This is a genomic window from Moraxella lacunata (assembly GCF_900453205.1).
Lineage (GTDB): Bacteria > Pseudomonadota > Gammaproteobacteria > Pseudomonadales > Moraxellaceae > Moraxella > Moraxella lacunata_B.
Map to the genome: position 1 here is coordinate 633548 of NZ_UGQU01000002.1, position 26876 is coordinate 660423.

Annotated in this window: 29 protein-coding genes and 1 pseudogene; 11 read left to right on the top strand and 19 right to left on the bottom strand. The window is 38.9% G+C overall.

Going from position 1 to position 26876, the window contains the following annotated elements; translation table 11 throughout:
• Window positions 1-2 precede the first annotated feature (2 nt).
• From DX073_RS08525 to DX073_RS08580, 11 genes and pseudogenes are all read left to right on the top strand, one after another.
• Window positions 3-1004: a zinc metalloprotease gene (locus DX073_RS08525; protein WP_147279706.1), complete on the top strand. Its 1002-nt coding sequence runs from the start codon at window positions 3-5 to the stop codon at window positions 1002-1004.
• Complete coding sequence (locus DX073_RS08530) at window positions 1004-1651, top strand: hypothetical protein (protein WP_115007421.1); 648 nt, start codon at window positions 1004-1006, stop codon at window positions 1649-1651. Before DX073_RS08525 ends, DX073_RS08530 begins: the two co-directional genes overlap by 1 nt.
• 149 nt (window positions 1652-1800) lie before the next feature.
• Window positions 1801-4452, top strand: coding sequence for a type VI secretion system ATPase TssH (tssH, locus tag DX073_RS08535; protein WP_115007424.1), 2652 nt, complete (start codon window positions 1801-1803; stop codon window positions 4450-4452).
• Complete coding sequence (locus DX073_RS08540; protein ID WP_115007426.1) at window positions 4443-6236, top strand: zinc-dependent metalloprotease family protein; 1794 nt, start codon at window positions 4443-4445, stop codon at window positions 6234-6236. The genes tssH and DX073_RS08540 overlap by 10 nt, the downstream gene beginning before the upstream one ends.
• A 4-nt stretch (window positions 6237-6240) precedes the next feature.
• On the top strand, window positions 6241-6837 hold the full coding sequence (locus DX073_RS08545; RefSeq protein WP_115007428.1) for a hypothetical protein: 597 nt from the start codon (window positions 6241-6243) through the stop codon (window positions 6835-6837).
• 77 nt (window positions 6838-6914) lie between these two features.
• Complete coding sequence (locus tag DX073_RS08550; protein WP_115007430.1) at window positions 6915-7169, top strand: hypothetical protein; 255 nt, start codon at window positions 6915-6917, stop codon at window positions 7167-7169.
• A gap of 24 nt (window positions 7170-7193) precedes the next feature.
• Window positions 7194-7463, top strand: a complete 270-nt coding sequence (locus DX073_RS08555) for a hypothetical protein (protein ID WP_115007432.1) — start codon at window positions 7194-7196, stop codon at window positions 7461-7463.
• Window positions 7464-7499: 36 nt separating this feature from the next.
• Window positions 7500-7820, top strand: a complete 321-nt coding sequence (locus tag DX073_RS08560) for a hypothetical protein (protein WP_115007434.1) — start codon at window positions 7500-7502, stop codon at window positions 7818-7820.
• Window positions 7821-8049: 229 nt separating this feature from the next.
• Window positions 8050-8376 carry a hypothetical protein gene (locus DX073_RS08570; RefSeq protein ID WP_115007436.1) on the top strand — a complete coding sequence of 109 codons (327 nt, stop codon included), beginning with the start codon at window positions 8050-8052 and terminating at the stop codon, window positions 8374-8376.
• A gap of 188 nt (window positions 8377-8564) precedes the next feature.
• Window positions 8565-8903: a hypothetical protein gene (locus DX073_RS08575; protein ID WP_115006820.1), complete on the top strand. Its 339-nt coding sequence runs from the start codon at window positions 8565-8567 to the stop codon at window positions 8901-8903.
• Window positions 8904-9022: 119 nt separating this feature from the next.
• A pseudogene (locus tag DX073_RS08580) lies at window positions 9023-9952 on the top strand (IS982 family transposase).
• 237 nt (window positions 9953-10189) lie between these two features.
• On the opposite strand, the gene DX073_RS08585 reads toward DX073_RS08580, so the two are convergent.
• The 19 genes from DX073_RS08585 to DX073_RS08675 all read right to left on the bottom strand — a co-directional run bounded on the left by DX073_RS08585 (window position 10190) and on the right by DX073_RS08675 (window position 26679).
• A complete protein-coding gene (locus DX073_RS08585; RefSeq protein WP_147279707.1) occupies window positions 10190-10630 on the bottom strand; it encodes a hypothetical protein in 441 nt (146 codons plus the stop codon).
• Window positions 10631-10637: 7 nt separating this feature from the next.
• The gene (locus tag DX073_RS08590; protein WP_115007441.1) at window positions 10638-11279 is read right to left on the bottom strand and encodes a hypothetical protein; all 642 of its coding nucleotides are present in this window, start codon (window positions 11277-11279) and stop codon (window positions 10638-10640) included.
• Window positions 11280-11540: a hypothetical protein gene (locus DX073_RS08595; protein ID WP_115007443.1), complete on the bottom strand. Its 261-nt coding sequence runs from the start codon at window positions 11538-11540 to the stop codon at window positions 11280-11282.
• A 362-nt stretch (window positions 11541-11902) separates the two neighbouring features.
• Window positions 11903-12247, bottom strand: a complete 345-nt coding sequence (locus tag DX073_RS08600) for a hypothetical protein (protein ID WP_062498971.1) — start codon at window positions 12245-12247, stop codon at window positions 11903-11905.
• The gene (locus DX073_RS08605) at window positions 12240-12917 is read right to left on the bottom strand and encodes a hypothetical protein (protein ID WP_115007445.1); all 678 of its coding nucleotides are present in this window, start codon (window positions 12915-12917) and stop codon (window positions 12240-12242) included. Before DX073_RS08605 ends, DX073_RS08600 begins: the two co-directional genes overlap by 8 nt.
• A gap of 58 nt (window positions 12918-12975) precedes the next feature.
• A complete protein-coding gene (locus DX073_RS08610) occupies window positions 12976-13242 on the bottom strand; it encodes a hypothetical protein (protein WP_147279708.1) in 267 nt (88 codons plus the stop codon).
• Between the two features lie 130 nt (window positions 13243-13372).
• A complete protein-coding gene (locus tag DX073_RS08615; protein WP_115007449.1) occupies window positions 13373-13804 on the bottom strand; it encodes a hypothetical protein in 432 nt (143 codons plus the stop codon).
• A gap of 14 nt (window positions 13805-13818) precedes the next feature.
• Window positions 13819-14322, bottom strand: coding sequence for a hypothetical protein (locus DX073_RS08620; protein WP_115007451.1), 504 nt, complete (start codon window positions 14320-14322; stop codon window positions 13819-13821).
• A 140-nt stretch (window positions 14323-14462) separates the two neighbouring features.
• A complete protein-coding gene (locus tag DX073_RS08625; RefSeq protein ID WP_115007453.1) occupies window positions 14463-15008 on the bottom strand; it encodes a PAAR domain-containing protein in 546 nt (181 codons plus the stop codon).
• Window positions 15009-15069: 61 nt separating this feature from the next.
• A complete protein-coding gene (tssC, locus tag DX073_RS08630) occupies window positions 15070-16551 on the bottom strand; it encodes a type VI secretion system contractile sheath large subunit (protein WP_115007456.1) in 1482 nt (493 codons plus the stop codon).
• A gap of 9 nt (window positions 16552-16560) precedes the next feature.
• Window positions 16561-17082: a type VI secretion system contractile sheath small subunit gene (gene tssB / locus DX073_RS08635; RefSeq protein WP_065256168.1), complete on the bottom strand. Its 522-nt coding sequence runs from the start codon at window positions 17080-17082 to the stop codon at window positions 16561-16563.
• 26 nt (window positions 17083-17108) lie between these two features.
• Window positions 17109-18140: a type VI secretion system protein TssA gene (tssA, locus tag DX073_RS08640; protein ID WP_115007458.1), complete on the bottom strand. Its 1032-nt coding sequence runs from the start codon at window positions 18138-18140 to the stop codon at window positions 17109-17111.
• Between the two features lie 9 nt (window positions 18141-18149).
• Window positions 18150-18665, bottom strand: coding sequence for a TagF domain-containing protein (locus tag DX073_RS08645; RefSeq protein WP_115007460.1), 516 nt, complete (start codon window positions 18663-18665; stop codon window positions 18150-18152).
• The gene (gene tssM / locus DX073_RS08650; RefSeq protein ID WP_181814403.1) at window positions 18659-22228 is read right to left on the bottom strand and encodes a type VI secretion system membrane subunit TssM; all 3570 of its coding nucleotides are present in this window, start codon (window positions 22226-22228) and stop codon (window positions 18659-18661) included. Before tssM ends, DX073_RS08645 begins: the two co-directional genes overlap by 7 nt.
• Before the next feature lie 10 nt (window positions 22229-22238).
• The gene (gene tssL / locus DX073_RS08655) at window positions 22239-23498 is read right to left on the bottom strand and encodes a type VI secretion system protein TssL, long form (RefSeq protein WP_115007464.1); all 1260 of its coding nucleotides are present in this window, start codon (window positions 23496-23498) and stop codon (window positions 22239-22241) included.
• 56 nt (window positions 23499-23554) lie between these two features.
• Window positions 23555-24889 (bottom strand): type VI secretion system baseplate subunit TssK, encoded by a 1335-nt coding sequence (gene tssK / locus DX073_RS08660; protein ID WP_078275031.1) that lies wholly within the window; start codon window positions 24887-24889, stop codon window positions 23555-23557.
• 33 nt (window positions 24890-24922) lie between these two features.
• Complete coding sequence (gene tssJ, locus DX073_RS08665) at window positions 24923-25666, bottom strand: type VI secretion system lipoprotein TssJ (protein ID WP_181814404.1); 744 nt, start codon at window positions 25664-25666, stop codon at window positions 24923-24925.
• Window positions 25653-26261: a hypothetical protein gene (locus DX073_RS08670; protein WP_115007468.1), complete on the bottom strand. Its 609-nt coding sequence runs from the start codon at window positions 26259-26261 to the stop codon at window positions 25653-25655. Before DX073_RS08670 ends, tssJ begins: the two co-directional genes overlap by 14 nt.
• Window positions 26251-26679, bottom strand: coding sequence for a hypothetical protein (locus DX073_RS08675; protein WP_115007470.1), 429 nt, complete (start codon window positions 26677-26679; stop codon window positions 26251-26253). Before DX073_RS08675 ends, DX073_RS08670 begins: the two co-directional genes overlap by 11 nt.
• Window positions 26680-26876 lie beyond the last annotated feature (197 nt).

The following is a 26876-nucleotide window of genomic DNA, read 5'->3' on the forward strand; positions in this document are numbered from 1 at the left end:
CCATGATACCAAACAGCTACGCCATGCCAGAGCTTAGATATCAGGATAGACTAAGATCAGAAGCCTTTGGTCAGGCACTTATCAATCTAACCTTTGAGAGTAAGGTTTTTAACATGAGGCTTCATGAAAAAATACACACACGCCACCATCAAAGAGAGATAGAAGAGTTTTTAAAAAAATACGAATGTAGAAAAACCAGAACAAATAGCTACCCAAATCTGTTGGCTTTTAATAACACTCCTATAGATCGGCAAAATAGGTCAAATTTTGACTTGGATGTTCGGCAGTTATTTGAGCAACTGTATCCCAGTAAAGCACTACAAAGCAGTGCCATCTATGGCCACTGGACGGAGAGCAATCAAAATAAAACTACCCATCTCATATTTACCGATGTCAAGCCTGTTACTATGAATGCAGTAGTGCCAACCTGCAAACCTGACGAGACAGGAAAAATACCACCCCCAGTGACAGATTATATTCATTCAGATAGCAGTGTTACTGGTGCCATTGGCGGTGTTGTAACACCACGCCCCTTTACAGAAGATGAAATCTCTTGTGGTTGTTTTGCAGGTATTCCTAACGACAAGTTATTAAATCGAGCCGATTATGTCGGTGGCAATACCGCCATCATCTATGCTGTCGCACAAAATGATATTTATGCGATATTTCACGAGCTTGGACACAGCTTTGGTCTGCCCCATACCTTTGACAAGCCACCAGAATTAGATGAACTCAAAGCCAGCAAAGGACATCTGGACGAGAACCGCGCCAAAGCCATCCTAAACCGCTTTCCCACATATCAGTTTTATCAAGGATATACAGATAATGTGATGGATTATGAGGGGAGAATCACAGAAATCAAAGATTCTGAGTTAGAAGACAAGCCTTCACAACACCAAACAGTTAATGAATTTTCTGGCAAAATGAATTCTCTGTTTAAATGGCAATGGAACATCCTCCGTGCCGACAGAAGTCTAACCATTCCCAAGACCAAGGAGTTATGATGAAATATTTTATCGCTACTTTATTTGCCTTTATCCACACAACTGCTTTTTCAGCACCGCCTTATGAGTCAGCAGATTATTACGGTAAGACATATTGCAAACCAGAATGGCAGGTAAAATACAATTATCTTCCCCCGCCCTCGTATATTGGCATACCCCATGACAGAAAAGTTAAACTGATGTCTTTTGATGAATTCTTGACCCGTTTTGAAGTATCTTTGGATAAACATACAGACGATCTAAGTCGTTGGGTCGTAAAAGAAGGTAAAGATCACATTATGCAGTTTAATGAATTAAACAGCTATCTTTATATCGGTAGAAGCCATGGCATGGTTCACTATTTACAATATTATATGCGTCATGAAACAGAAAAAGATAAGAAAAGAACGCATACTTTATCCGATGATGACAAAATGGCAATGATAGAAACCATCAACTTGGTTGTTCAAGACCATCAAAAATCCCAAGAAATATTAGACGAACTGTATAAAAGATATTTGGGGCAGTTAGAGCTTGTTGTTGATGGGTATATCTCTGTTTTTTTAGAGCATGATGGGAAATATTTTTCTTTAAGAGGCATTAATACTCATTATCATCCTATAGAAAGATGTAATCGTCAAGCAATATACACTCTATCTATTCTTTAAATGATGATGGAACATCCTCTGTACTGGCAGAAGTTCAATGACACCAAACATCCATCATTTGCTTCCACCATAATTATGATTTGGTTGTGGACTTTTGGTGAGATATTTTGTTATGATATTACTTTTAAGCCACCAAACAAGGAACCGATATGTCTCAAATCAACCGCTCTGCTTTATTTGCCAAACTAAATACATCACTATATAAGAGCCTTGAAAGTGCTTTTATGTTTGCCAAGTTGCGTGAAAATAGGTATGTTGAACTCTCCCATTGGATATATCAAATATTACAAATGGACGATACGGATTTACGATTCATAGAGGGTCATTTTGAACTAAATCATGACTATCTAATAAGCGACATTGCAAACCACTTAACAACCCTAAAAACAGGCTATGAACAGGTCAGTGACTTCTCTGACGACATCATGGCACTCATCGAAGAATCATGGCTGTATACCTCTTTAAAGTTTAATCAAACACGCATCACCACAGGTCATCTTATTTACACACTGTTAGAATCCAACCAGTTTAAACACCAACTTCTTAGAATCAGTTCCGAATTTGGCAAAATCAATACTCAAAAGCTGTATGACGACTACGACCAAATATGCCAACATTCCATTGAAAAACCCACAGCTCAGGAAGTCTCCTTGTCACCCAATGACCCAACGGGGCAATCCGCCTTGGCACGTTTTGGTACCAATCTTACCGAGCAGGCACGACAAGAGAAGTTAGACCCCGTTACAGGCAGGGATAACGAAATCCGCCAAATGGTGGATATACTCTCTCGCAAAAAGCAAAACAACCCATTATTGACTGGTGAGGCTGGTGTAGGAAAGACTGCTGTCGTTGAAGGTCTTGCTCTAAAAATTGCTCAAGGCGATGTGCCAAACCACCTAAGAGAAGTTGAAATCATCTTACTTGATATCGGTGCACTCAAGGCAGGAGCAAGTGTCTCTGGTGAGTTTGAAAATCGCCTAAAAGCAGTTATCAAAGAAGTCCACCAAAGTCCCAAGCCTATCATCTTATTCATTGACGAGATTCATACATTAGTGGGTGCTGGCGGTGCTGCAGGTACAGGCGATGCCGCCAATCTTTTAAAACCCGCTTTGGCAAGAGGCGAGCTTCGCACCATTGGTGCAACCACATGGTCAGAATACAAAAAATATTTTGAAAAAGACCCTGCACTGACCCGAAGATTTCAAGTCATTCAAGTGCCAGAACCCAACCAAGAAGTGGCAACCGATATGCTAAGGGGCTTGGTGGACAGACTAGAATCCCATCATCAGGTACTCATCTTAGACGATGCCGTGCAAACTGCTGTCAAACTCTCAGCTCGCTATATTCCTGCACGACAATTGCCAGACAAAGCTATTAGCATTCTTGATACCGCTTGTGCTAGGGTTGCCGTCAGCTTAAACAGCACCCCTCTGTCTATCACCACCAAAGAAGAAAGCATAAAATCCATCGAACAGCAGATTCACCAGCTTCAAAAACAACAAGAATCAGGCTACCTAACCGATGGCGATGTCATTGCACAAAAACAGCAACAAATCCAAGCCATACAGTCAGAGTTGGATGCTATCAATGCACAATATCAAGACCAAAAACAACTTGTCGAGGCACTTCATGTAATCAGAGCATCCATAGCCTCATCGGATGATGATAAACCAGAGGAAATAAATGCCCTCAAAGCAGAGCAACAAGCACTTATCACAAAACTTCAGACCATACAAAAACAAGAGGCATTGGTTCATCCTGTGGTAGATTCTCATCTCATCGCTCAAATCATTGCTGAATGGACAGGCATTCCAGTTGGTAAAATGATGGATGACGAAGTGCAAAAAATCCTTCATTTATCAGAAACGCTCAACCAACGAATCATCGGTCAGCCCCATGCAACTGATATGATAGCCAAACGCATACAGACCGCCAGAGCCAATCTAGACAATCCCAATAAACCGATTGGCGTCTTTATGCTAACAGGACCCTCTGGCGTGGGCAAAACCGAAACCGCCCTTGCGCTGGCAGACATCATGTATGGCGGTGAACAAAACCTCATCGCCATCAACATGAGTGAATACCAAGAACCTCATACCGTCTCCACGCTTAAAGGTGCCCCTCCAGGATATGTCGGCTATGGTGAAGGTGGCGTGCTAACCGAAGCCGTTCGCAGACGTCCTTATAGTGTTGTCCTACTAGATGAGATAGAAAAGGCTCATCCTGATGTTCACGAGATTTTCTTTCAGGTCTTTGATAAAGGATTTATGGAAGATGGCGAGGGTCGCTATATTGACTTCAAAAATACCATCATCATCCTAACCACCAATGTCGGCTCAGAGCTTACCCTAACTTTATGTCAAGACGAGCTTCTAAAACCCGATATAGAAGGACTGGCTACGGCATTAAGAGAGCCTTTATTGCAGACTTTTCCGGCGGCACTTTTGGGTAGAATCCAAAACATTCCCTACTACCCACTCAATCACGAGATGATGTCACACATCATCACCCTGCAACTAAACAAAGTCATCAAACGCATGCGGGACAATCATAACATCACACTAAGTCATGATGATGCCGTCATCACCCTCATCACCAATCGCTGTCAAGAAATAGAGTCAGGCGGTCGTATGATTGATGCCATCATCACCAATCACATCCTGCCCATGATAAGTCATGAGATACTTTTATCTATCGGCAATCCTAATCCCATTAGAAATATGACATTGACCGTTGTTGATAATGAATTTAAACTTACCATTGATAGACACACTCAACATGAGGACATCTCATGCCCCTAACCCGTTACTACATCCTAGAAAACGACACCACCACAGCAGGCGGTATCGTCCAGACAACCACCAATCCCATTGTTTTTGATGTAGATGGCAAAAAACAAAGCTGTATCGGCGATGATGTCTGGTGTCCTGCTTGTCAGTCTATGGGGCAAATCGTTCCTAGTGGTCCAAGACTGTCCTTTTCTTTGGGTGGGGCAATGCCTGCCTTAAATGATGACCTATGTCTGTGCAAATGCAATCCACCACCAAAACTTATCAATTCTCAGAAAAGTTTTAAAGAGATTATTGATGATAATAGACTTGCCCAATATCGCCAAGCACAAGCACAGTATCGCCAAGCAAAATTACAAAACAATCTAGCCAACACCCAAGCTAACGATGATGAGCTGCCTAAGTTTACTGTGCATTTTAGACGAGATGATAACTATCAAGGGAGGTATGGGTTTGATTGGCTCCGTGATGAGTATATTTATCCTTTGGTTGAAGTTAACAGCAAAAAACAGAAGTTATTTCAAGGAGATACTAAAAGATTGATTGATGAATATCAAAAATTTAAAAGCCAATCTATAAAAGAGCTAAACGGTGTGGATAGCCTTAGTTATACCCCTGCTTGGCTAACTTTATTTGTCTCAACTAGCCCTGTCGGTGTTAGTCAAGTCTCATTAAAGTTGCGTATAGATTCAGATGAAACCAATCCGCAACCTTTAACCGATAATGGCATAACCTTATCTTTTGAGTGTAGTCAAGGATTGCAGGTAGTCACACCTACACTATCATTGGGTCAAGCTTTATCACAAATGACCAAACAACAAATCCATTTTGATGATACCATTCTTATTCAAGAAGGTAATAAATACAGCTCTAAGCAAGAAAGCAGAACCTTAATCTACCACCAAAGCCAAAACCCTATCATAACCATAACCTGTACTCAATCCTTTAAAGAAATAGGCTATATCAAAGTATTCGCTCAAAAAGGCAGTACCAAAAAACAGGTTGGTTTACTATGTGTATATCCAAATAATAAGATTCAAAAGGCGGTTATTCAACCTACATTTATCGTTACTATACCAAATATCTCTGTTGCCACACACCCGATGAATTATAAGACTGACATTCAAAAACATCTGTTTTCACAGGCACTTATTCAAGCTGATGCTTTGGAGCCAATCAGTGTTAATTTGGCAGACAAACTGATATATGCTGGCAATGATACACAAAAAATACCATCGCTGTATCATCAGAAGATTGACAAATTTTTACAAAAATATCCACAAATAAAAGATGCCAACAATCAATACAGTGCTTATAAGTATGACGGAAAACAATTAATGCAAGACTTGGTTGGGTTGCACAGATTATTACTATCAGGAATAAAAGAATATGCTGATAGCAAAAATTATCAAAAACATACACATCTTATATTTAGTGATTATGCCATTGCTGGATTTGATAGTCAATTGGCAGGGATTGCTCAAAAGCATGAAGTAACCGATGATTACAACGCTTGTCAGACAGACAGAGTATGCAATCATTGGGGAAATGTCTGTGTGCTATTTAACCAAAGTGATACACACACCCTGATTCACGAACTGGGACACAGCTTTGGATTGTCGCATACTTTTAGAGATGAGACAGGATTGAGATTTTCATGGGGTTATACCGACAATATCATGGACTATGAACATACCGAAAATGGCGATATTAATCCATACAAAGGCAATCAATGGTCTCTTTTTAAACACCATTGGGATATTATGAACAATGACAACAACCTTGAATGGAAGTAACTTTATGAAATTCACCCATTTATTATGTATTTTTGCGTTTTGTGTTTATTCACAAATAAGTTACGCTGGTCGTTATCTCCCTATATTTTTAACTGATTTGGAGCTTGTAGAACGCATTGAAAAATATGATGATAAAAATTTTATTGAATATGGCTTAATAAGCGGTTCAAATTATTATTTTGATGAGCATTATGTGTCACCTGATATCCCTTTTAGTGTTGGGCTACAATACTTTTTTCTTGGATATTTTGAACACTCAAAGGTGGTAAATAGTGGCGGTCGTATTCCGCAGGAGTTTTCATTGTTTTATGATAAAGACCCTGAGGAGCATCTAATATTTGATTTTGAAAAAGACAGAGTTATTACCTTAATTAAGATTGCTACCGATAACGAGAAAGAGGCTGAGGCTATTTTTTATAAACTATATCGTGATTTTTTAAGTCAAACCAAACAAGAATGTTATGACTATTGGTACTATATTGGCTCCCAATATATTTATGACGATATTATTATTAATTTTCACGGTAGATTACAGGGGCATGATAAAGATGTCAATACTGGAATTTATTGGATGGATATTAGAAGGAGGTCAGAGCGATGATTATGCTCACTCTTTAAATAGCAATGGACTAAAATACACAACGACATCAATTTAACTAAGTCCATCGGAGTAGCCAAATGAAATATTTTAAACTGTTTATCATACCACTGATGGCACTGTGTTTTAATGTGGCATTTGCAGGTCCACCAGAGTGTTATAAGGGTAAAATATTGTTTAAAGATAGGCAGGCGTTTCTTGAGCGTGTTGAAAAATATCATGCGCAAGATTTGGTGAATAATAAAAAAAGGTTGAGAAAGTATTTGATGATTGTTCCGATAGGTTGGTTATTTTGGATTACATATTCTTCGGCTCTCAAGACAGGGACAGCCTAGAAAAATACACCCCCTATATTTACGATGGAGAACGCCAAGAAATCATCACTTTACTTAATATCTACCGATGATAAACAAAAATCTGAGCAGATGTTTGATAGATTTTATCAAAAATATTTAGAAGACTATGCCAAAGAAAAACAAACTTGCCTTGATGAGTGTGTCGTGCGTAGTGTTACCCATATCGATGGTTTTTATGTTTCAGCAATAGGGGTTGTCTATGCTCGTGACGATTTAAAGGCTAGACGAGTTTCACACATAAGATTGATTGGCATGGGTCGTAGTAATCGTTAGTTTGGTTGTCAAGCTGATAGCGGTTCTTACAGGTTTATGGATTATATTCACTCTTTAGACTTAGATAAAGAGATTAGCAACTATCTAATCCAATACCCACCCCAAGTCAATGTCGGCAACCAGAGTATCTTGATGGATGCAAGAAATCTCTATCGTAACATCATTAACAGCACACCTGAACTGTCCGACAGAAAGCAAAAGTTTCATCAAACAACCCATATTGTATTTACAGACTATCCCAAAGAATATCAAGAAAACAATACCACCATGATAACGCTTGGGGAGGCAGAACCCATAGGAAAAACCCAATGGACTGCACCTTGGGATGTTGTACTTATTGGGGTAATTTTTGCCTAACCTATGACCGCCCCAATAATGATGAAGGATTACGCACAACCGTACATGAGCTGGGACATAGTTTGGGGTTAGAACATAGTTTTAACCATAAGGAACCAAATCATTTTGTATTTGCAAAATTTTCCACAGACAATCTTATGGATTATAACTCAGGTATCGCACTTAATAAATACCAATGGGATATTATCTATAATGATGGCAATATAATAGCTAAATAGGGAGATAAAGTATGAAACTCTTTAAAATCATGACTGCTATTGCAGTGCTTAGCTTAACAAGTCTTAGCCATGCCATGTCTTATTATAACGTCATGCTTTCTGATGAACAAATGGCACAACGCCTTGATAAATATGATACGCTAAAATTTTTCAAATATACTACAGTGTACGATGAAATAAAAGATAAAATTCGTTATGAATTTCCTGAAAGGTATCTTTTGTCCGAAAATGGTATCACTCACATTAGATTTTTTTTAGGTGAACGCTATACAGACGAAGCAGATTGGCGATTGTGGATGGACAGACACGATCCAGATAAAGCCCGTAGGCTGGGTTAGCGATAGCGTAACCCAGCATTTATGGCATAACTCATTGAATTTGTTGGGTTTGCTGTGGGGCTAAGTTTTGGGCCAGGGTAAATAGGTTCATGTTCATGCCTTTACAGTAATTAAAATAACAAATCAACCATGCTATTGTAACGTATTTTTGTTAAGATAGGGATTTCTTTTTTAAAAGGCGGATAGAAATGTTCAAAAAAACATGGCACACAAGCTACAATGGCATTGACATCAAGGTGGATAACGCATGGGGCATCTTTGGCGGATCAAAAGAGACCATTTTTATCAATGGCGAGCGAGTATATTTATATCAAGGTCAGTTTTTTTCTTTTAAAAAACTGCTGACCTTTAAAAATCCGTTCGACTCTCGAGCGATATTTGGCACAGCTCATGATTTTTTTGTCAATGGCACCAAAATCACCATTAAGCTTGGCAATAACGCACAAGGCACAGGTGTGGCATGTCAGATTTTCATCAATGATGAGTTTTATTATGGCGATGATAAGGTGTTGTTTGCCGATTCATGATTGGCTAATATATTTGCTACCCCACTCTCAACTAACACACCACAACAAGCAGGGTGCTTGAAATAAAAACAACATAGCCCAATCCAATGTTTCACCACAAAACAGTCTAGGAGTAAGCTATGTCTTATGATGATTTTATCATTACTGTCTATCTGTTGGTAGAGGCTTTGTATCAAAATATTGTAACCAAACCTCTAAGAAGCAAAGGCTTTTTGCCTGCCTTGTCTGACACAGAAATCATCACCATGGAGCTTGTGGGTGAAAGCTTAGGTTTTGACACTGATAAGGAGATTTGGGCTTACTTTAAAAACTGCTATTAACACTATTTCCCCAAATTAGGCTCATACCCAAACTTTGCCAAACACTGTGCCAACTTGGTTTGGGTTAAAGACAAAATGATGAAGGTACTTGGCTCTTTGTGTATTCTTGACAATCAAGACAGTCGTCCCACTAAGCCTTATTTGATTGACAGCTTTCCTTTGCCTGTCTGTGTCTATCAAAGAGCAAAAAGACACAAATCTTTTAAGGGGTTTAAGGGGTTTAAGGGGGTTGGGAGCTTTGGTTATTGTGCCAGTAAGAGCGAACACTACTTTGGGTTTAAAGCCCATTTACTCACAAACCAAGACGGTCAAGTGATTGCTTACTCATTAACACCTGCCAATACAGATGACAGACAGGTGGTGTTTGAGTTGACACAGTCCTTACAAGGAGGGCAAGCCAGTTTGGTCTTTGGGGATAAGGGCTATTTATCCAAAGCATTACAAGAGGAACTTGCTAAGTTGGGGGTTGATTTACAAACACCTCTTAGGGATAATATGAAAGAGGATAGAGGTCAAGGTTTTGTGTCTTATCTTAAACGAACAAGAAAAACCACCCAAACCGTCATCTCTCAATTATCACAAAGATTTAATGTTCAAACCACCAAAGCAAGAGACTTGTGTCATCTGTCCAACCGTTTTATTAGAAAACTCTTAGCTCACAGTCTTTGTGTACAAATCAACAAACAACTTGGCAATCCACCGCTTAGGTTTGAGATGATTTTAAGTTGAGAGTGGGGTAGAGTATGGTATTCCGCTTCTTTATTTTGTAATTTTGCTTGATGGTGCTGTTGCCCTTGTGTCTGACAATGCTTTGCAATCCAACTATCATCAATAATTTCCCTAAAACTCGTCTGCGAATGCACAAGCTTTGGCGGTGGAGTGCATTTACATAGACATAGGTCGTCATTTAGGGCGGACCAAGCCATTTACTTTAACAGCCGTAGATTATTGCTAGATTTATTAAAATCAATCAAGACCATCATCTTTTAAACAGTTTTTTATGTTTTTCCCATAAAAAACTTTTTTGTTATTAATGCAAAAATCAAATCCAGAAAATCCATGACCTCCAAGTTCATATTGATATAGCATAAAATGATAAATTTTTTTATCATGAATCATGGAGGGGTAATTTTCAATGGTTAATTTTGATACTTTTTTCCCCAAACCTTGCGAATAAACGGTTTGGCTATCATAACCAACATCAAGACCACTTGCATAACCTTCCTGAATCTCAAAGACTAAATCGTTTTGCTTAATAATTGCATTTTTTAATGAATTATTTTTGACAAGGTCTTTGTCTTGAGACATGATATGACTTATCCATAACATCAAACCAATCACCATAACAAAAAAACATAACATAAAAACAGCAATTGCCTTTATGAATTTTTCTACCCTTTCCATCATACCAGTCCTAAGCGCCAATTGCTTGCTTTACTTTTTCTTCATAAAGTCGAATCACTGCATCCAAATTTCTAGCCCTGACATTAGTTTCAAAATTTTTTGTTATCATTAAGTCGGGGTTTCTTTTAAATTTCAATGCCCAGTAATCAGCTATGATTTCTGCCTGAGATTCCATGTTGTAATCTGACAACTTGGACTTAATTGTCACAACATTAGATACCGATTTATTCTGAGAAGTTTGCATTTTAATCATCTTGCTTCCAAATGTTTGGTGAATGTTGTATAAATAAGGGTCAATATTATTAAGACGAACACAAGTATGTATTTTAGCACCTATTAAGCGCACCCACATGCCCTTATGACTTTGCCAAACATGAGCCATTTCATGGATGAATAAGTGCTTCATGCGATCACTAGCAAGAGCATAATTTTCACTATATACCTTTTTTGCTGGATATAGATTGCCGTTGGGTGTTACGATGGTTTCTTCTTGTTGATTGGGTAGGTAATCAACCTTAAATACTTTAACTGCTTGATACTTGATAGTTTCACCAAATATCAATCTTGCCAAGGCTATTTCTTCTGCCGTTAAATCTCTGCTCGGTATATTAATGATTAGCTTGTCGCCACTTTTATTGATTGGTATGCCCATTTAGTTGTCTCCATCTTGCGAGAAAAACAGTTCTAAATCCGCAATCTCGGTTTCTATGTCACTATAAAAAATATCTGTATTACCTTCATCATCAAGCTCTCCTTCGTATGTTACACCATCTATCTTTAACCTATATCTCAAAAATGGGATAATATCATTATTTATTTCTCCAAAGTCGAACTTAATGCGTTTATCAAAAATTTTTGAACCACTTTTTTCCTTGTGATTTTTGGGCTGAGTGTTATAGCCATCATCAACCACTTCCCTAAAACTCGTCTGCGAATGCACAAGCTTTGGCGGTGGAGTGCATTTACATAGACATAGGTCGTCATGCAGGGCTAGCGTTTGCCGTTTACTTTAGTTGAAAGTCTGTCTTGTTTCTAAGTTAAAATTCGCTTTATATTTTATCTGTAATAAAGATAATTTATTTATGCAATCTGATACACAAGACTAAAATAATCCTTCATAAAACTATTAAACAATTTTAACAATTTATTTTTTTACACCTTAATACCAAATACTTTCAAATGGATTTAAATAAATAGTCTTCTTCCAAACATTTCATTATAAGAATTTCAATAATGAATTCTTAATACAATCTAAGAATTTATCATAAAATATAGTCACTTATATATATTATCCACCACTCCTTTGTATACAATAATTTCTCTTTTATCAAAACCAACAACAATATTACTTTCAATGCCGTAATACCAAATGGCAATACTATGTATATTATTTTTATCAAAATCATCACAGCTAACCATAGATAAAACCAGACAATCATTTTTATCATATATTAGATCTGGATGTCCCAATCTATCTATAGCTGTATGCATATTATCACCTAAATTATTTACAATGAGATAAGGTTCAAATATTATATATAGCATCAAAATAAATACAATTAAAAATATCAAAATAATTAATTTATCCGCAATTTTCTCTACTTTGGTTTTTCTAATCACACAATCTCTCCTTGTAATTTTCTAAACCGTACACAGCGGCATCATGACCAGCATTATTTCCAGAAAAATCATTTAAAATACCTTTAAAGTATCCGTCCACTCCAGATTTGCTATGATATGCGGAAAAAGCACTACCAATATAAATGTAACCAGTAAGAAAACTCCAAGCTAAAAATCCAGTAAAAGGATCCACTGTTCTTCTATATCTATACTGCACCAAGAAATACTGTAAATCAACCCCGTCTGTCGTATTAGGGTGAATACCCAAACTCCTAATATAGGATTGTTCATCACCTATTTCATTTCTGTAAAAATCCGGAGGGTTATCAAAAGTCCAAATACTTCTATTTTTTATAAATAAATCCAATGCTTCACAAAATGAAACTTTTTTTAATGATGTAGTTGGTGCTATGGGCTTATTATACCCAACAGAAATGATGGTTTTGTTCATAGAAATTTCTCCATACTTTACTTTTACTTCATAAGCATTATATTTCCCATTCATTGTTGGCATAACAAATATTTTATCTATCAAATCATTACCTATATATATTTCAAACCAAACAATATCAAAATAATCTGCATTATACACCTTACTACAGCCATTATCATCAAATACACCGTTATAAGACTTAGATTTTTTAAAAAACACCAATCTATATTTCAGCATTTTTCTAATTTTTCGGATTTTGATGTAACTTTAATTCTAACAGTAAAATTTTTTTCACTCACAATATCACCTCTTCAAAAAAATGTATCTCAAAAGTTTCTTCTTTGTCCTTAGTTAACACTTCTGTTAAACCACATTTATCAGTCAATCCTTTTAAGATAGTACCGGTATTAGATATAGCAATATAATAAATACCAAAAATTGGGAAACCACTTACACTATCAATGCACTGAAATTGCAACTGATAATTATCATCTATAATAAAATTATCTTTTTGGATCAATGCCTCATTATTTATTGTGCGATTGCTATTATTCTCAATCACCTCCTTAAAACTCGTCTGCGAATTCACCAGCTTTGGCGGTGGAGTGCATTTGCATAGACATAGGTCGTCATTTAGGGCAGACCAAGCCATTTACTTTAACAGCCGTAGATTATTGCTAGATTTATTAAAATCAATCAAGACCATCATCTTTTAAACAGTTTTTTATGTTTTTCCCATAAAAAACTTTTTTGTTATTAATGCAAAAATCAAATCCAGAAAATCCATGACCTCCAAGTTCATATTGATATAACATAAAATGATAAATTTTTTTATCATGAATGGCGGAGGGATAGTTTTCTATAATAATATTTGAAATTTCATACCCCAGGTTTTTATCATATATACTAATATTATTATCTCTAATTATCAATCCAGAAGCATAATCTTTTTTAACATTAAATACTATATCATTTTTTTGAATAGTTGCATCTACTAACAATCCTTTCTTGACCAGGTCTTTTTCTTTATCATGCATAATAACAAAGTATAATATTATTGCGATGATAAATAAAATTTTAATAAACAGAAAGAATATCTTAATTTTGTTTATTTTATTTGACATAAGCATATTTCCATCTATAATCGAATAGCTTCTCTGACTTTATATTCATAAAGTCGAATAACATCATCTAGGTTTCTAGCCCTGACATTAGTTTCAAAATTCTTTGTTTTCATCAGATCGGGGTTTCTTTTAAACTTTAATGCCCAATAGTCGGCGATAATCTCCGCCTGTGCTTCCATGTTATAATCTGACAGTTTGGACTTAACTGTTATAATATTGGACACTGTCTTGCTTTGAGCGGTCTGCATTTTCACCACCCTAGTCCCAAATGTTTGATGAATATTGTACAAATAAGGATTAGTGCCATCAAGATAAGAACAGATATGTATTTTAGCACCTGATAAACGCACCCACATGCCTTTCTGACTTTGCCAGACATGAGCCATCTCATGGATAAATAAGTGTTTGATTCCATCTCGATCAAGAGCGTAATTTTCACTGTAAACATCTTGACCGGGATACAAGCTACCATTTGGCGTAACAATGGTGTTTTTATCTTGGTGTATCAGATAATCCACTTTAAATACCTTAACTTCATGATACTTAATGGTGTTACCAAAAAACAACTTTAGCTAAGTCTATCTCTTCTGATGTCAAATTTCTTTTTGGAATAGAAAATTCTGCCACATCATAACGTTGATCTATTAACAAATCCATTTCATTCCTCATGAGTTGATATCAAAAATAACTCTAAATCTGTGATTTTTGCTATTTTTTCACTATAAAAAATATCTGTATTACCTTCATCATCAAGCTCTCCCTCATATGTTATGCCATCTATCTTTAACCTATATCTCAAAAATGGGATAATATCATTATTTATTTCTCCAAAGTCGAACTTAATGCGTTTATCAAAAATTTTTGCACCACTCTTTTCCTTGTGATTTTTGGGCTGAGTGTTATAGCCATCATCAACCACTTCCCTAAAGCTCATCTGCGAATTCACCAGCTTTGGCGGTGGAGTGCATTTGCATAGACATAGGTCGTCATTTAAGGCAGGCATTCGTCCATTTACTTTGGTGGAGAGTCTGCCTTGGTCTGGTGCAATCTTACCCATGGATTGACAAGCAGGACACCAAACATCATCGCCGATATAGCTTTGTTCTTTGCCATAGACTTTAAAGGATAGGGAGTTGGTGGTTTTTTGGACGACACCGCCTGCGGTGGTGGTGTCGCCTTCTAGGATATAGTAGCGAATGGTCATAATATTGCCCCTTATATTCTAAAAAAATAGCAACCCCCGCCTAAGGGGTTGCTATGTTCTGCTAGTCCTTTCTAAGAGAGGGGAGTTTGGACACCAATCGCAAGGACACTGTCAATCCCTCAAGTTGATAGTGCGGACGCAAGAAAAACTTGGAGGTATAAAACCCTGGGTTGTCCGCCACTTCTTCCACAATCACCTCAGCTGCTGCCAAAGGTTTCTTGGCTTTGGTCTCTTGGGATGAGTTGACCGGATCGCCATCAACATAATTCATAATCCAATCATTGAGCCAACGCTCCATGTCTTCACGTTCACGGAAAGAACCAACTTTATCACGCACGATACATTTTAAATAGTGAGCAAAACGACAACAAGCAAACAGATAAGGCAATCTGGCAGAGAGCTTGGCATTGGCTGTGGCATCTGCATCGTGATACTGGGTTGGCTCCTGCAGGGACTGTGCACCGATAAAGGCGGCTAAATTAGAGTTTTTGCGATATACAAGTGGCATTAACCCATTGGCGGACAGCTCCGCCTCTCTACGGTCGCTAATGGCAGTCTCGGTTGGGCATTTTAAGTCCACACCACCGTCATCAGTCTCAAAGGTGTGAGTTGGTAGGTTTTCCACCGTACCGCCAGATTCAACACCACGGATAGAAGTACACCAACCATACTCGCTAAATGAGCGGTTGATATTGACTGCCATGGCATAAGCGGCATTTGCCCATGCATACCCTTCATGGTCTGATACCCGCTCTTCAAAGTGAAACTCATCAACAGGGTTACTTGCACTACTATAAGGTGCTCTCACCATAAATCTAGGTAATGCCAACCCCAAATACCTAGCATCATCACTAGCTCTCAAGTTTCTCCATGCTGCATATTCTGTGTTTTGGAATATTTTGGTGATATCTCTTGGATTTGATAACTCCTCCCAAGAATCCATCTGCATAAGGCTTGGATTGGCACCCGTAATGAACGGACAATGAGAAGCAGAGGATATCTTAGCAACCTCCGTCAAGATTTCAATGTCTTGCGGACTGTGGTCAAAATAATAATCTCCCACTAAGCAACCAAAGGGCTCGCCACCAAACTGCCCATATTCTTCTTCATAGATTTTTTTGAATATTGGGCTTTGATCCCACATCACCCCTTTAAACTTCTTGAGGTTGCGAGCGAGTTCTTTTTTGGTTAGAGGCATAACCTTGATTTTAAGCAGGTGATTGGTCTCGGTATTATTGACCAGATGATGTAGCCCACGCCAAGCACTCTCCATTTGCTTAAATTCTTCGTGATGGATAATTTCATTGATTTGGTCGGATAGCTTTTTATCAATCTGAGCGATGATTGCTTGGATGGTTTGATAAGTATCCGATGAGTGCTTGACAGTGTTGCCCAGTGCTTGGCGAGCCAATGTTTTTAGTGCACCTTGAACCGCATCTTCTGCTTGCTTGGATTTGGGCTTGAATTCTTTATTAACCAAAGCTTCAAAGTCATTATCGAAAACAGTTTGGGTGTGTGTTTGATGTTCGTGTTGCGTAGTCATGACGCCTCCTTAGGAATTATTATCTTCTGATGTGGCGTTTTTTGGTAAAGTTGCCAAAGATTGAAGCAGTTCATTGTCAGATAAAATCTTATCAATCAAATCTTCTGCCCCCGCCTTACCATCCATATAGGAAAGTAGATTTGACAACTCTGTTCTTGCATCCAAGAGTTGTTTTAATGGGTCAATTTTTTGTGCGATTTGCTCTGGTGAGAAATCCTCCATTTTTTCAAACTCCATTTCAATACCGAGCTGAGTCCCATCCTCTTCTAATCTATTATCTACATTAAAAGCAACTCTAGGCTTGATTGATTTCATTCGGTCGTCAAAATTGTCCGCATCAATCTCCATGAATGCTCTATCGGCAATGCTTGGCAACTCCTGCTTGCTTTTGCCTGCCAAATCAGCAAACACACCCATCACAAAGGGCAATTCTATCTTTTTTTCGGTGCCATACACCTCCACATCATACTCAATCTGAACACGAGGCGAGCGGTTTTTAGCAATAAATTTCTGAGCGGATTTACTACTCATGTCATCTCCTAGGGTTTGACTTGGGTTTAATTAAATTCATCATCATTAGACAAGGGTTGCCCCACCAAATTTTCCAATCTATCTAATGATTCTGGACTGATGTCTTTCATTATTTCATAAAAATTAAGATTCATCAATTTTTGAATGCGTCTGATAAATAATGGTGCAGGATGTGAAGGTTCATGCTTTTCAAAATACACATGAATCTTTTCAAGCAATAATTGCACATCCTCTCTTGAATTTACAGAATAGCTCGCCCAATTCATCACAGGCGTGACAGATTCTGCTATTTTTATGTCGGTCATCTTGGTTGGTGTGACATCTTGTCGCCCCAAACCAGACTCTCCTGATTGGTTTAGTAAATCCAAAATCTTTTGAATTAACTGCTCAGCAGGCTCAAACTTTAGACCACTTATCTCGTATTTTTCAAATAATGCCTTGATTGCCGATATGAGCACGCCTGCCTCTTTTAGCTGGCTTATGGGCGAGTGCTCATCTTCGGAGGCAACAGACAAATCAATGACCAGCCTTTGAATACCTCCAGTATATAGTGACTCATCATAGCTCTCCAAAAAAGCCTCTATCTGTTTTACCGTATGAAACTTTCCTGACAATCCATTTTTAACCAAAGGGGCATTTCTTAGGTCTTTTAAGATACCATCAGGAGCGAAGAACAAAGACAGTGCATTCACTCGAAAATCAGGGTCATAATCACCATCTTCATCAATAAGCTTTGGAAAGACATCCTCCCAATATTTCTCAAGATTACCCTTGATGATAAACAGCCCTTCTTTTAATCCCATAAGCCCATTTAGCACAATACCACTTTGAGTAAAATAACTCATGACAAGCAAATCTTTACTCTTATGCAGTAAAATCTGATGACAAGACTCATAAATAGCACGCCAGTCCTTAATTCCAGCTTCAACCACCAAATCGCCATATTGTTGCTCTGGCTTGTCTTGTAGTAGGCTCATCAAGTTTAAAAAATCGTCATCATACTCGATATTATGCCCTGCTACCCGTTCATCGTGCAATGGTGCCAAAAAGTCATCCATCCAATCCTCCTAAGAACTCATGATTAATTTACGATAAAGTGTACTACTTAACTGTGTGGAACTCAAACGCTCTAAGGCATAGCAAGCACTCTGCCAGATGCCTTCATTTAATGGCACCTCAGTTCTTTGCAAAAAATCTTCATAGCCATCCAACAGCTCACCATTATTCATATCTGCAAGCAACGAAATGTCAAAACTCGCCTGCCTAATGGCCTCTTGATAACCATCTCTAATCAACATTAATGACTGCTTTTCATATTCATGAAACAACACAAAGGCGAATTCCCTGTGTCTGCTGTCATGACTCGCCAAAAAAATACCTGAAATCTGAACTGGCAAGTCATGACCATCCATCATAAAAAAATACACGCTTGGTCTTTTGTGATTTTGCTTTAAAATCATCTCACCAAGCTGACCCTGCCCTCGAATCATCCAGTCAGTGATGGTCTTAGACCATAATGGCAAGTTATGTGATGTGAGGAACTCGGCATGGTGAGGCAATTTACCATAAAATGACACTAACATACAAACCCCTTTAACTCACCAAGTAAAAAAGGATTTGTGCCAGAGATAGACTTAAACTCAATATGTACTTCATGTTTATCTAATTCAAAGGTTGCAATCACCCCTTTGTTGTCTTTGGTGTTAATAATCCGACTTGCTTTATCCATCAATCTAAACACAGACCAATCACCCTTTACTTCCAAGCCATGACTTTGGTTATTAAAATCCATGGCTTTTAGAGTCATGCTTTTTTGCGTTGATGGCCAAGAGAGTTTGATGCTTTTTTGAGGTCCATGATAATAGGTGGTCTGCGTACCATCATAACTTACGGACAGCTCTTTAATATCTTTATCCATCGCCATGATTTTCATCGTAAAATCCAATGCAGGGTTTTTGGAGCCCGCCAAAAATTTTGTATTGATTTTTTGGGCATTTTGGTAATGTTTATGCCTATCCGAACCTTCAAGTAGCGACAAAAAAGGGGTGCTTAGTCGCTCATTCACCAAAATATTACTCTGCAATGTCTGCATAAACAAACCCTCCGAGCCAAATACTTTGGCAAACTCTTGAAGCGATACTTCTTGAGAGGCTGATTTATCAAAAGGATACTTTCCAGTAATTAAGCTTTCACAGCCTTGCCTGACATGGGCATCTTGTTGTTCAGCGATGGACAGTACCGTTTTTTTTTGCTCTTCGATGACGGCTTGTGCTTGCTCGTCTTTATAGGTTTGTTGATAGTCTTTGCTCGTTTGGGAGATCTGCCCCACAAATTGGTCTAACATAGGTCTAAATGGGTCAGGCAGACGACTGACCTGAGCCTGATAGTTAATGACTGGCTTGTTATCAGGCATCAGCGCATCATTGTTTTGCATGCTCATCTGCAATGCCACCAAATACACATACAAGTCATTGATTGATTTGGCAATTTCATCCAACTGAGATGGCATGCCTTCACTGCTTTGGGCTAATACATGAAATTGAGAAAAATGAGTTGCCACATCCTGCAGATAGCCTCTCATCTGAGCAGAAGTTTCGTTGGTCTTGGCGGTCTTTTTAGCCTGCATCACAGCTTCCTTGCCCTGCTTGGCTTCCTGCCCTGTGTTCGCCGTGGCATCGTTGGCAACATCAGGTGTTGGCTTGGCAACCTCCTCCACAAGGTTGGTGTTATCATAAATACCACGGATAATGCCTGCCAAAGAGGAGTTTTTTTCTGATAACTGCTTTGACATGACGATGGTTTGTTGTAAATTTTTTGGTTCTAACATCCTAATGTCTGCAATGTACTGTTGCCAATAGGTGATATAGTCATTGGTGTATTTTTGATAAATATCTGACAACACCTGATCTTTTGAGGCAAAAAAATCATTGCTTGGCATGACCCAATTTTCTGTATTATAAAAATTATCTAGGCGAGTATTTACATAAGGCAAAAACAGGTTCTGATAGCCATATTTTGTGTACAGTACTGGCATGGGAGAATTCAATGTCTTGCCACTTATCCTGCGAAATAAGCTTTGCGTGGCAGAACCACCCATGGACACAAAAGATACGGACGGCATGCCTTTGGTGTCAAGAGTTTGGGTATATCCTATCAAATCGGCATAGACCACATTACCAATATCCTGCCCTGCCAACATCTCTCGGGCTTTATTTATCATCGCCAAATCTTGGGGATCTTTTGGCGTGATTTTTTTGTCAATCAATATTTGCTTTAACTGCTCAAAGTTATCAGCGTTTGACTCAAATGCTTCATTAGGTAAGTTGGACTGCACCCATCCGGCGATAAATTTGCCATCATAATGCTTATGATTATAAAGCATGAGATAGGCTTTTAGATTTTGATATAGTCCCGCCAAAGAGCCTTGGGTGGTGTTATTTTTGAGCTTCTCTTTGATGGTGGTGGAGATGAGTTCGTTCAAACTCCCCTCAATAAGCGAACGATATTTTTGTTGTGAGGTGGCATAAATCCTGTCATAATCATTTAGACCAACATCGCCCAAAAAACTTTTTTGGGTTAGCTCTGCTGATATGTCACGATTGGGGATAACCCTAACTTTGTTGGCAAAATCAAGTACTGCCAAGGCATTACTACCATCCACCGAGCTTGAGACGGCATGAGCCTCTTGGGTGTTTTTCTCCACCTTGTCAAGATATGCCGAGTTCTTGAAGAAAGCCTTGACAAAAATCACCGCACACGCAATGGTTAATACTGACAATAACAAGCACAACCCCCAATAAATCATTCTTTGCTTCTTGAGCCAAGAAGCGTCCGTCCCTGCCAAATTGGACGCCTCCATCAAAACAAAATGGTAAAAATGATTAATAAAATAAGGCTTTGAACCAAACATTAAGCCGTTATTGTCTTGGATGTATTTGGATTGCAGTTGGTATTTGAGATTGGCATGAGTCATCTCCCCCATTTCCTGCTGAGCAGAACTGGTAAAATAAACCCCGCCCAAATGAAGCATGGCATCGTATTTTGACAAATTTAGGAGTTTTTTGAGATAGCTTTTTAGGTGCGTGGTAAAGTCAGCAAATTCTGAGGCAAAAGACAATGCCAAATCCGATGGCTCATTCTGCTGATTGTTATATGCCACACTGTTAAATATATTTAACTCAATGGATTCTGCGATGTCGTCTAATTTTTTGGTGATGATATTTATCTTTTCTGCCGAATTATCGGACAAAACATCCAAAGTAATGCCAAATACCTTATTTCTATCCTCTTCGGTAAGATAATTAAAATACTGCCCAAAACCAGTAATGAGGTCAATTTTATTAATGACCACATAAAATGGGAAGCTGATGTTAAATGTGTTTTGCACCTCTTGCAATCTAATTCTAAATTCGGACAGCTGGCTTTCTAGATACTGCTCATCATTTTTCATGATGTCGTCCGCCCCAATCATCAACACCAGCCCATTGATAGGCTGTTTGGTACGGCACCGCTTTAATAGATGGAGTAACTCCTGCCAGTCATCACTGTTTTTTGACTGACTGTCCTGCTCAACGAATCTACCTGCTGTATCAATCAGTACCGCATCATCCGTCAAAAACCAGTCACAATCTTGTGTGCCCGCCAACCTAGAAGTATTATCCACGGTGCCGATGGGGAATTTTAACCCCGAATTTAGAATAGAGGTGGTCTTTCCAACGCCTGAAGCACCTACCAACAAAAACCAAGGTTTTTGATAGATGTAACCTTTTTTATCCGTAAATAGTCTTTGTACAAGATTTTTGTTTTGTGTGTCATTATGCTTTTGCAAAATCAAATCCACCGAATTGAACTGTTCGGTGATTTTGTTTTTATTGACTGCTTTATCATCAGAGGATAGGTCGCTGGCTTTTAGCTCTTCCATGACGTGTTTGTTAAGCTGTCTTTGTTTATACCATTTATAGACATTTACCCCGATTACCACCAGTATAATAAGGCAACTTAACAAGACTTTTACCCAAGTTGGCTCCAAAGGCTTCCATGTGCCTATCTGAAGATAAGCACCCCCAAACCAAATCATGGAAATTAGAGATACCGCCCCAAATCCACCCCATAGCATCCCAACATTTATCATTGACAAAAAGTTCATTATTACCCCATTATTGTATTGTGTTAATTTGCGTGCCTTCAGTATCTTGCAGCGATGGTGAGCCTTCATCCAAATACACAATGATTTCTACTCTGCGATTTTTCGCTCTGTTTAATTCGGAATCATTAGGCAGTACAGGATTTTGGTCGCCTTTACCCTCAGAACGCACTCGAGAAGCATCTTCAATATATCTGAGCAAAATCTGCTTAACTGCATCCGCCCTTCCTTGTGATAAGTGCCAGTTAGAGGGGTAAGCCGAACTACTGATTGGTCTATCGTCAGTATAGCCTGAGACAATAATCTGACCATGGACGATATTTAGGGCTTGGCTCACACTTGCCAATACAGGGAAAAACCTATCTTCTATCTTGTCTGAGCCTGAGGTAAACAGCTCATCGCCCAAGATGGTAATCTTGCTTGCTGTTGGCATCTCACTGACCTCAATAAGCCCGCTTTCAATCTCATTTTTGAGTAGCGGTGTTAGCCTTCTTGGTTGTGTGCTTGCAACGGGCGTGTCTTGTTTGACGGGAATGGTTAGTGCTTGTATGGATTGATTGATGTCGTCTGTTCTGTTTGTAAGCTGATAATCAAAGATTTTATAAAGCCCCAATAAAAGCAAACCAAAAGCCAGTGCCATTACCCAAATAGGCACCACCTTATTTCTAATACCGCTTAGCTCGCCTGCTGATGACTTATCCATCAACAATGGCGATGAGGGCAATGACTTGTATTTGGCGATGAGTTTTTCCAGCTCTTTTTTGAGGTTGTGAACGCTGACCTGTCCATTATTGAGCACCTGATATTTGCCCATATACCCAATAACCAAACAATAGTACATAAACTCAATTAAGTTAAGATTTTTTTGGGGCTCCGCCTTGATTTTATCCAACATGGCAAAAAACTGCTCGCCACCCCACGTCTCACTATGAAACGTGACCAACAGACTGTTTGCCATCCACTCTTGATCCGCCCAACCATGCTTGGCGGCAAATTCATCAAGCAGTGTGCATAAACAATATCTGGCAGCACGAACCGTCTCATAACGCACACCCATACCCTCAGACTGCTCTTCAAAAACCTCAATCTGTGCTTTTAGATGTTTTAATACTTCCGCACTCCCCAGATTGCTATAGTAGTACTTCATCTGAGAGGCTATCGCAAACAAGGGAATGGCTGATTTCACCAAAGGATTGCTGTCATCAGCATTGATAGAGGCACTCTGCTGACTGGATAATCCTGTCTCAATTTCTTCAAATCTGACCGTTTGCATGATTTGTCCTATTTAAATGCATTATTATCATAACTTAACTCATCATGCCTGTTTGATTAATAAACAGGTTTGATTGCCCAAAATTCGATTTGTAACTCTGGAAATTCGCCCGCCAGATGTAGTGCCATGCCTGATGATTGGTGTAAATCCGCCCACAGCTCAGAAGTCTTATCAAGCTCAAAGTAGCTAAACCCTGCATAATATGGGAGCTCTCTGGGTGCCGTTGCCAATGCATTGACCTTGACCCCAGGCAGATGATAAGCCACCAAATCTTTGATTTTTTCAACAGAGCCAATCTTGATGGTCGCTGGCAGTGTCTGTCTTAATGTCTCCGGCTGGATATTGGCATTCACCGCCAATACAAAACGGCAGTTATTAAGCAGTGACTTATCAGGTGTAATGGCAACTCGGGTCGTCTCATCAGTCATCTCAAACGGAATGAGAATGGCTTTTTGTTCTAGCACAATCGACAGAGCCTGTTTTAGCAACGCCATGAGTTCAGCATAACATTCTTTGAGATTATCATGATGGTAACTCGGCAATGCCAAGTTCATTTTGGTTGGCTCGAACGTGCTTAGGTCACCATAGAGTTTTAACCAACTTTCATATAATTCACAAGGATGTATCACAGGCAATGTGGCAGTATGGTGCATATAAGCCTGATAGCGATTGAGGGTCTGTAAAAACAGGAAGTCTCTGACGTCATTACTTGTCATTAGAGATGGGTTGGTCAAAACCCCAGTCAAGGATTGAATACGCTGTTTTAATATACCATGCAACTCTTGATGATGATTGGCTAGAATCTCATTTTTGTTCACGTTCAAAAATGGTGGGATGAATGTCTTGTCCAGAAAATACTCGCCGTTGGCGTTGCTTGATAAAATCTTGGCAACAGGTAGGTGAATCATGCCATCGCCAAGCTGGCTTGATAACACCAAGCGTAAGTTTTTATTGGCAACGACGACCTGTCTTTTGGCAGAATTTAATTCGGTAGCATCTGACAGCTCAATACCGTGCAGGATATACTGAGCATTTATGCCATCAGCATCATCAATCATGGCATAGTTTTGCTGGTATACAGACTCATTTGACCACGCCAAATACACGGTTTCGGATTCTATGTTTGGCGGGATTTCTATCTTTAATCTTGGACAGCTTTGAGAAGTCTCTTCAAAATACAAGCCATTTTTAAAAAAACCGCTGACCTGTGCCACTTCTAAAATACCCATTTCCTTGGCGGATTCATTAAAATCCAAGTTTTTAAAACCCCAATGATGGTTTTTATTGAGTGCAAAATTATTAATCAGTGTCTCAAAATAACGCTCTTGCTGTTGAAAATGCTGAGGTGAGATTAACGTGCCCTCTCCCCAAACAACCTTAAAATCAATCATACGCTCACCTCTTGTAAAAATATAAAAATCACATCAATCCGCCATCAATGCTTTATCCGTAGCAGTTTTACCATCCCCTAAGACATCAACCACATCCAGCTTTGGCTTAGGTGACGAAAAATAGCCCTTTGACATGTCAGCAGGTGCAGATTCTTCAAGTGCTTTTTCAAGTTTTTTTAATGCTTTGTCTTGCTCACGCTTGGTGAGTTTTTTAAAATTCTCCATACTCTTGCCCTGCTCTTTGAGTTTAAAGGCAAGCATTTTACTCAAAGCTTCTTGTTTGGATAACTGAACCACGCCCTGTGGCTGAACATGCAAGTATAAAAAATGATTGTCCCTAACTTGATACCAACGTTTATCCTGCTTTTGTAGAGATTGCTTCCAATCATTTGACTCATCACGATAAGCTGTCGCCACTCCTAGGTATTTAGTTTTGTCATTTAGGGGGAGCTTGAATTCTAAAAGCTCGTCAGGTCTTAGGGTGACATCAGTCTGTTCAAGCATGCTTCCGCCCAAAAGCTCATCATAAGACTTATCATCACTCGCCATTTGTGGCAGTTGTCTAAACTGTATCTCAGAACTTAGCTGTAATAATGTTAGACGAACAGGTGAGGCAACACCCAACACATCCTCATTGATGTCGGCGTCAGACATCAAAACCACGTCAATCTCAGAGGGTGCTTTGTCATCACTTGACGGCAAAGAAGCACAGCCATACAGAGTCATGATGGGTAATAAGATACTCCACAGACCTTTTGTGCGTTTAATAATATTCATCATCATCCTTATCTGTATTATCAGGCTTGGCGTGTTGGTCTAAGATGTTTTGGGTGGTTTCTTTGAGTTTTGTTAAAAATAACTGCTCTTGAAGTTCTTTTTTGTGTTCATAAGAGAGGCTTGACTGAATGTACTGTGACAAATAAACCGCCATGTCATCAGAGGGCTTATCTGCATCACCTTGGGTGCGACTGTCTTTGTACATCTGCCTAAGCTGTGCTACATCATACAAATCCATATAAATGGTAGCGATTTTTTCATTCAACCAAGAGTCAAACTCAGATGAAGATACAGCCTCTACCATGCTCTGTTTTAGCATGGGTGAAGTCGCTTTGTCCTCGTAGTACTGTTTGATGATTTCTTTTTGCTTATGAGTTTTAATAAGCTCGGCAAGCACTTCATTGACCAGAGTCTCGGTATCGCCTTTTAGAAGACCTGGGATTTGATGGGACTGAGCCACTTGATGGGCGATAAAGTATTCCTCATCTAGGTCAGCCACTGCGATGGTCGATGTCGTCAGCAGTCCTAGCAACATCATCTTTGGCAGTAAAACCCAACTGCGTGTAAAGCTTTGGGATATTAACTTATTTTTCATCTGCCTTGTTATCCTCATGGTTGGTCTGGTTCGTCTGACCTTCTAATGTCTCATCATCCACTGCTGTCTTATCGGGTGAATCATCAGGATAAACCAAAGCAGAACGATGCTCCATGCCAAAATTTCTATCCAAAAAAAACTCATGCATTGACTGTTTGAGTTCTAATAATTTTTTTGCCAGCAGTTCATTATTTTGACTGTCTGTGGTTGGTGGAGTCTGAGTCATTTGTAACTGTGTCAGTGACTGCCCATACTCTTTTTGCAGAATCAAATATGCCTTGACAATCTCATCCTCAATCTGTCTCTCCTCTGCGGTGAGCTCTCTATCTGCCTCTGCTAAGCTCTCAAAAATAGCTTGGCGAGCATACTGCCTTGCCTTATCTTCTGATGCCCCAGTGTTGGCGTGTGCGGTCGTCATACATAGCACACAACCCAATATTCCTAATATATTTTTGCGTTTAACCATACTTCACCAATCATCAACGTTGCTATGCTCATAATAAATCAAACAAAAGAAGCCACCCGACCACATCAAATAGATGTCTAAATTACCCTATAAAATCATACATCATTTAGAACAAAATAACAACAATTATTATTAAAATTTATACAGCC

Excerpts from the sequence above, each read along its gene's own strand:
- DX073_RS08525 (WP_147279706.1), top strand. The coding sequence starts at position 3 with ATGATACCAAACAGCTACGCCATGCCAGAGCTTAGATATCAGGATAGA.
- DX073_RS08530 (WP_115007421.1), top strand. The coding sequence starts at position 1,004 with ATGAAATATTTTATCGCTACTTTATTTGCCTTTATCCACACAACTGCT.
- tssH (WP_115007424.1), top strand. The coding sequence starts at position 1,801 with ATGTCTCAAATCAACCGCTCTGCTTTATTTGCCAAACTAAATACATCA.
- DX073_RS08540 (WP_115007426.1), top strand. The coding sequence starts at position 4,443 with ATGCCCCTAACCCGTTACTACATCCTAGAAAACGACACCACCACAGCA.
- DX073_RS08545 (WP_115007428.1), top strand. The coding sequence starts at position 6,241 with ATGAAATTCACCCATTTATTATGTATTTTTGCGTTTTGTGTTTATTCA.
- DX073_RS08550 (WP_115007430.1), top strand. The coding sequence starts at position 6,915 with ATGAAATATTTTAAACTGTTTATCATACCACTGATGGCACTGTGTTTT.
- DX073_RS08555 (WP_115007432.1), top strand. The coding sequence starts at position 7,194 with ATGGAGAACGCCAAGAAATCATCACTTTACTTAATATCTACCGATGAT.
- DX073_RS08560 (WP_115007434.1), top strand. The coding sequence starts at position 7,500 with ATGGATTATATTCACTCTTTAGACTTAGATAAAGAGATTAGCAACTAT.
- DX073_RS08570 (WP_115007436.1), top strand. The coding sequence starts at position 8,050 with ATGAAACTCTTTAAAATCATGACTGCTATTGCAGTGCTTAGCTTAACA.
- DX073_RS08575 (WP_115006820.1), top strand. The coding sequence starts at position 8,565 with ATGTTCAAAAAAACATGGCACACAAGCTACAATGGCATTGACATCAAG.
- DX073_RS08585 (WP_147279707.1), bottom strand. The coding sequence starts at position 10,630 with ATGATGGAAAGGGTAGAAAAATTCATAAAGGCAATTGCTGTTTTTATG.
- DX073_RS08590 (WP_115007441.1), bottom strand. The coding sequence starts at position 11,279 with ATGGGCATACCAATCAATAAAAGTGGCGACAAGCTAATCATTAATATA.
- DX073_RS08605 (WP_115007445.1), bottom strand. The coding sequence starts at position 12,917 with ATGCTGAAATATAGATTGGTGTTTTTTAAAAAATCTAAGTCTTATAAC.
- DX073_RS08615 (WP_115007449.1), bottom strand. The coding sequence starts at position 13,804 with ATGTCAAATAAAATAAACAAAATTAAGATATTCTTTCTGTTTATTAAA.
- DX073_RS08625 (WP_115007453.1), bottom strand. The coding sequence starts at position 15,008 with ATGACCATTCGCTACTATATCCTAGAAGGCGACACCACCACCGCAGGC.
- tssC (WP_115007456.1), bottom strand. The coding sequence starts at position 16,551 with ATGACTACGCAACACGAACATCAAACACACACCCAAACTGTTTTCGAT.
- tssB (WP_065256168.1), bottom strand. The coding sequence starts at position 17,082 with ATGAGTAGTAAATCCGCTCAGAAATTTATTGCTAAAAACCGCTCGCCT.
- tssA (WP_115007458.1), bottom strand. The coding sequence starts at position 18,140 with ATGGATGACTTTTTGGCACCATTGCACGATGAACGGGTAGCAGGGCAT.
- DX073_RS08645 (WP_115007460.1), bottom strand. The coding sequence starts at position 18,665 with ATGTTAGTGTCATTTTATGGTAAATTGCCTCACCATGCCGAGTTCCTC.
- tssM (WP_181814403.1), bottom strand. The coding sequence starts at position 22,228 with ATGAACTTTTTGTCAATGATAAATGTTGGGATGCTATGGGGTGGATTT.
- tssL (WP_115007464.1), bottom strand. The coding sequence starts at position 23,498 with ATGCAAACGGTCAGATTTGAAGAAATTGAGACAGGATTATCCAGTCAG.
- tssK (WP_078275031.1), bottom strand. The coding sequence starts at position 24,889 with ATGATTGATTTTAAGGTTGTTTGGGGAGAGGGCACGTTAATCTCACCT.
- tssJ (WP_181814404.1), bottom strand. The coding sequence starts at position 25,666 with ATGAATATTATTAAACGCACAAAAGGTCTGTGGAGTATCTTATTACCC.
- DX073_RS08670 (WP_115007468.1), bottom strand. The coding sequence starts at position 26,261 with ATGAAAAATAAGTTAATATCCCAAAGCTTTACACGCAGTTGGGTTTTA.
- DX073_RS08675 (WP_115007470.1), bottom strand. The coding sequence starts at position 26,679 with ATGACGACCGCACACGCCAACACTGGGGCATCAGAAGATAAGGCAAGG.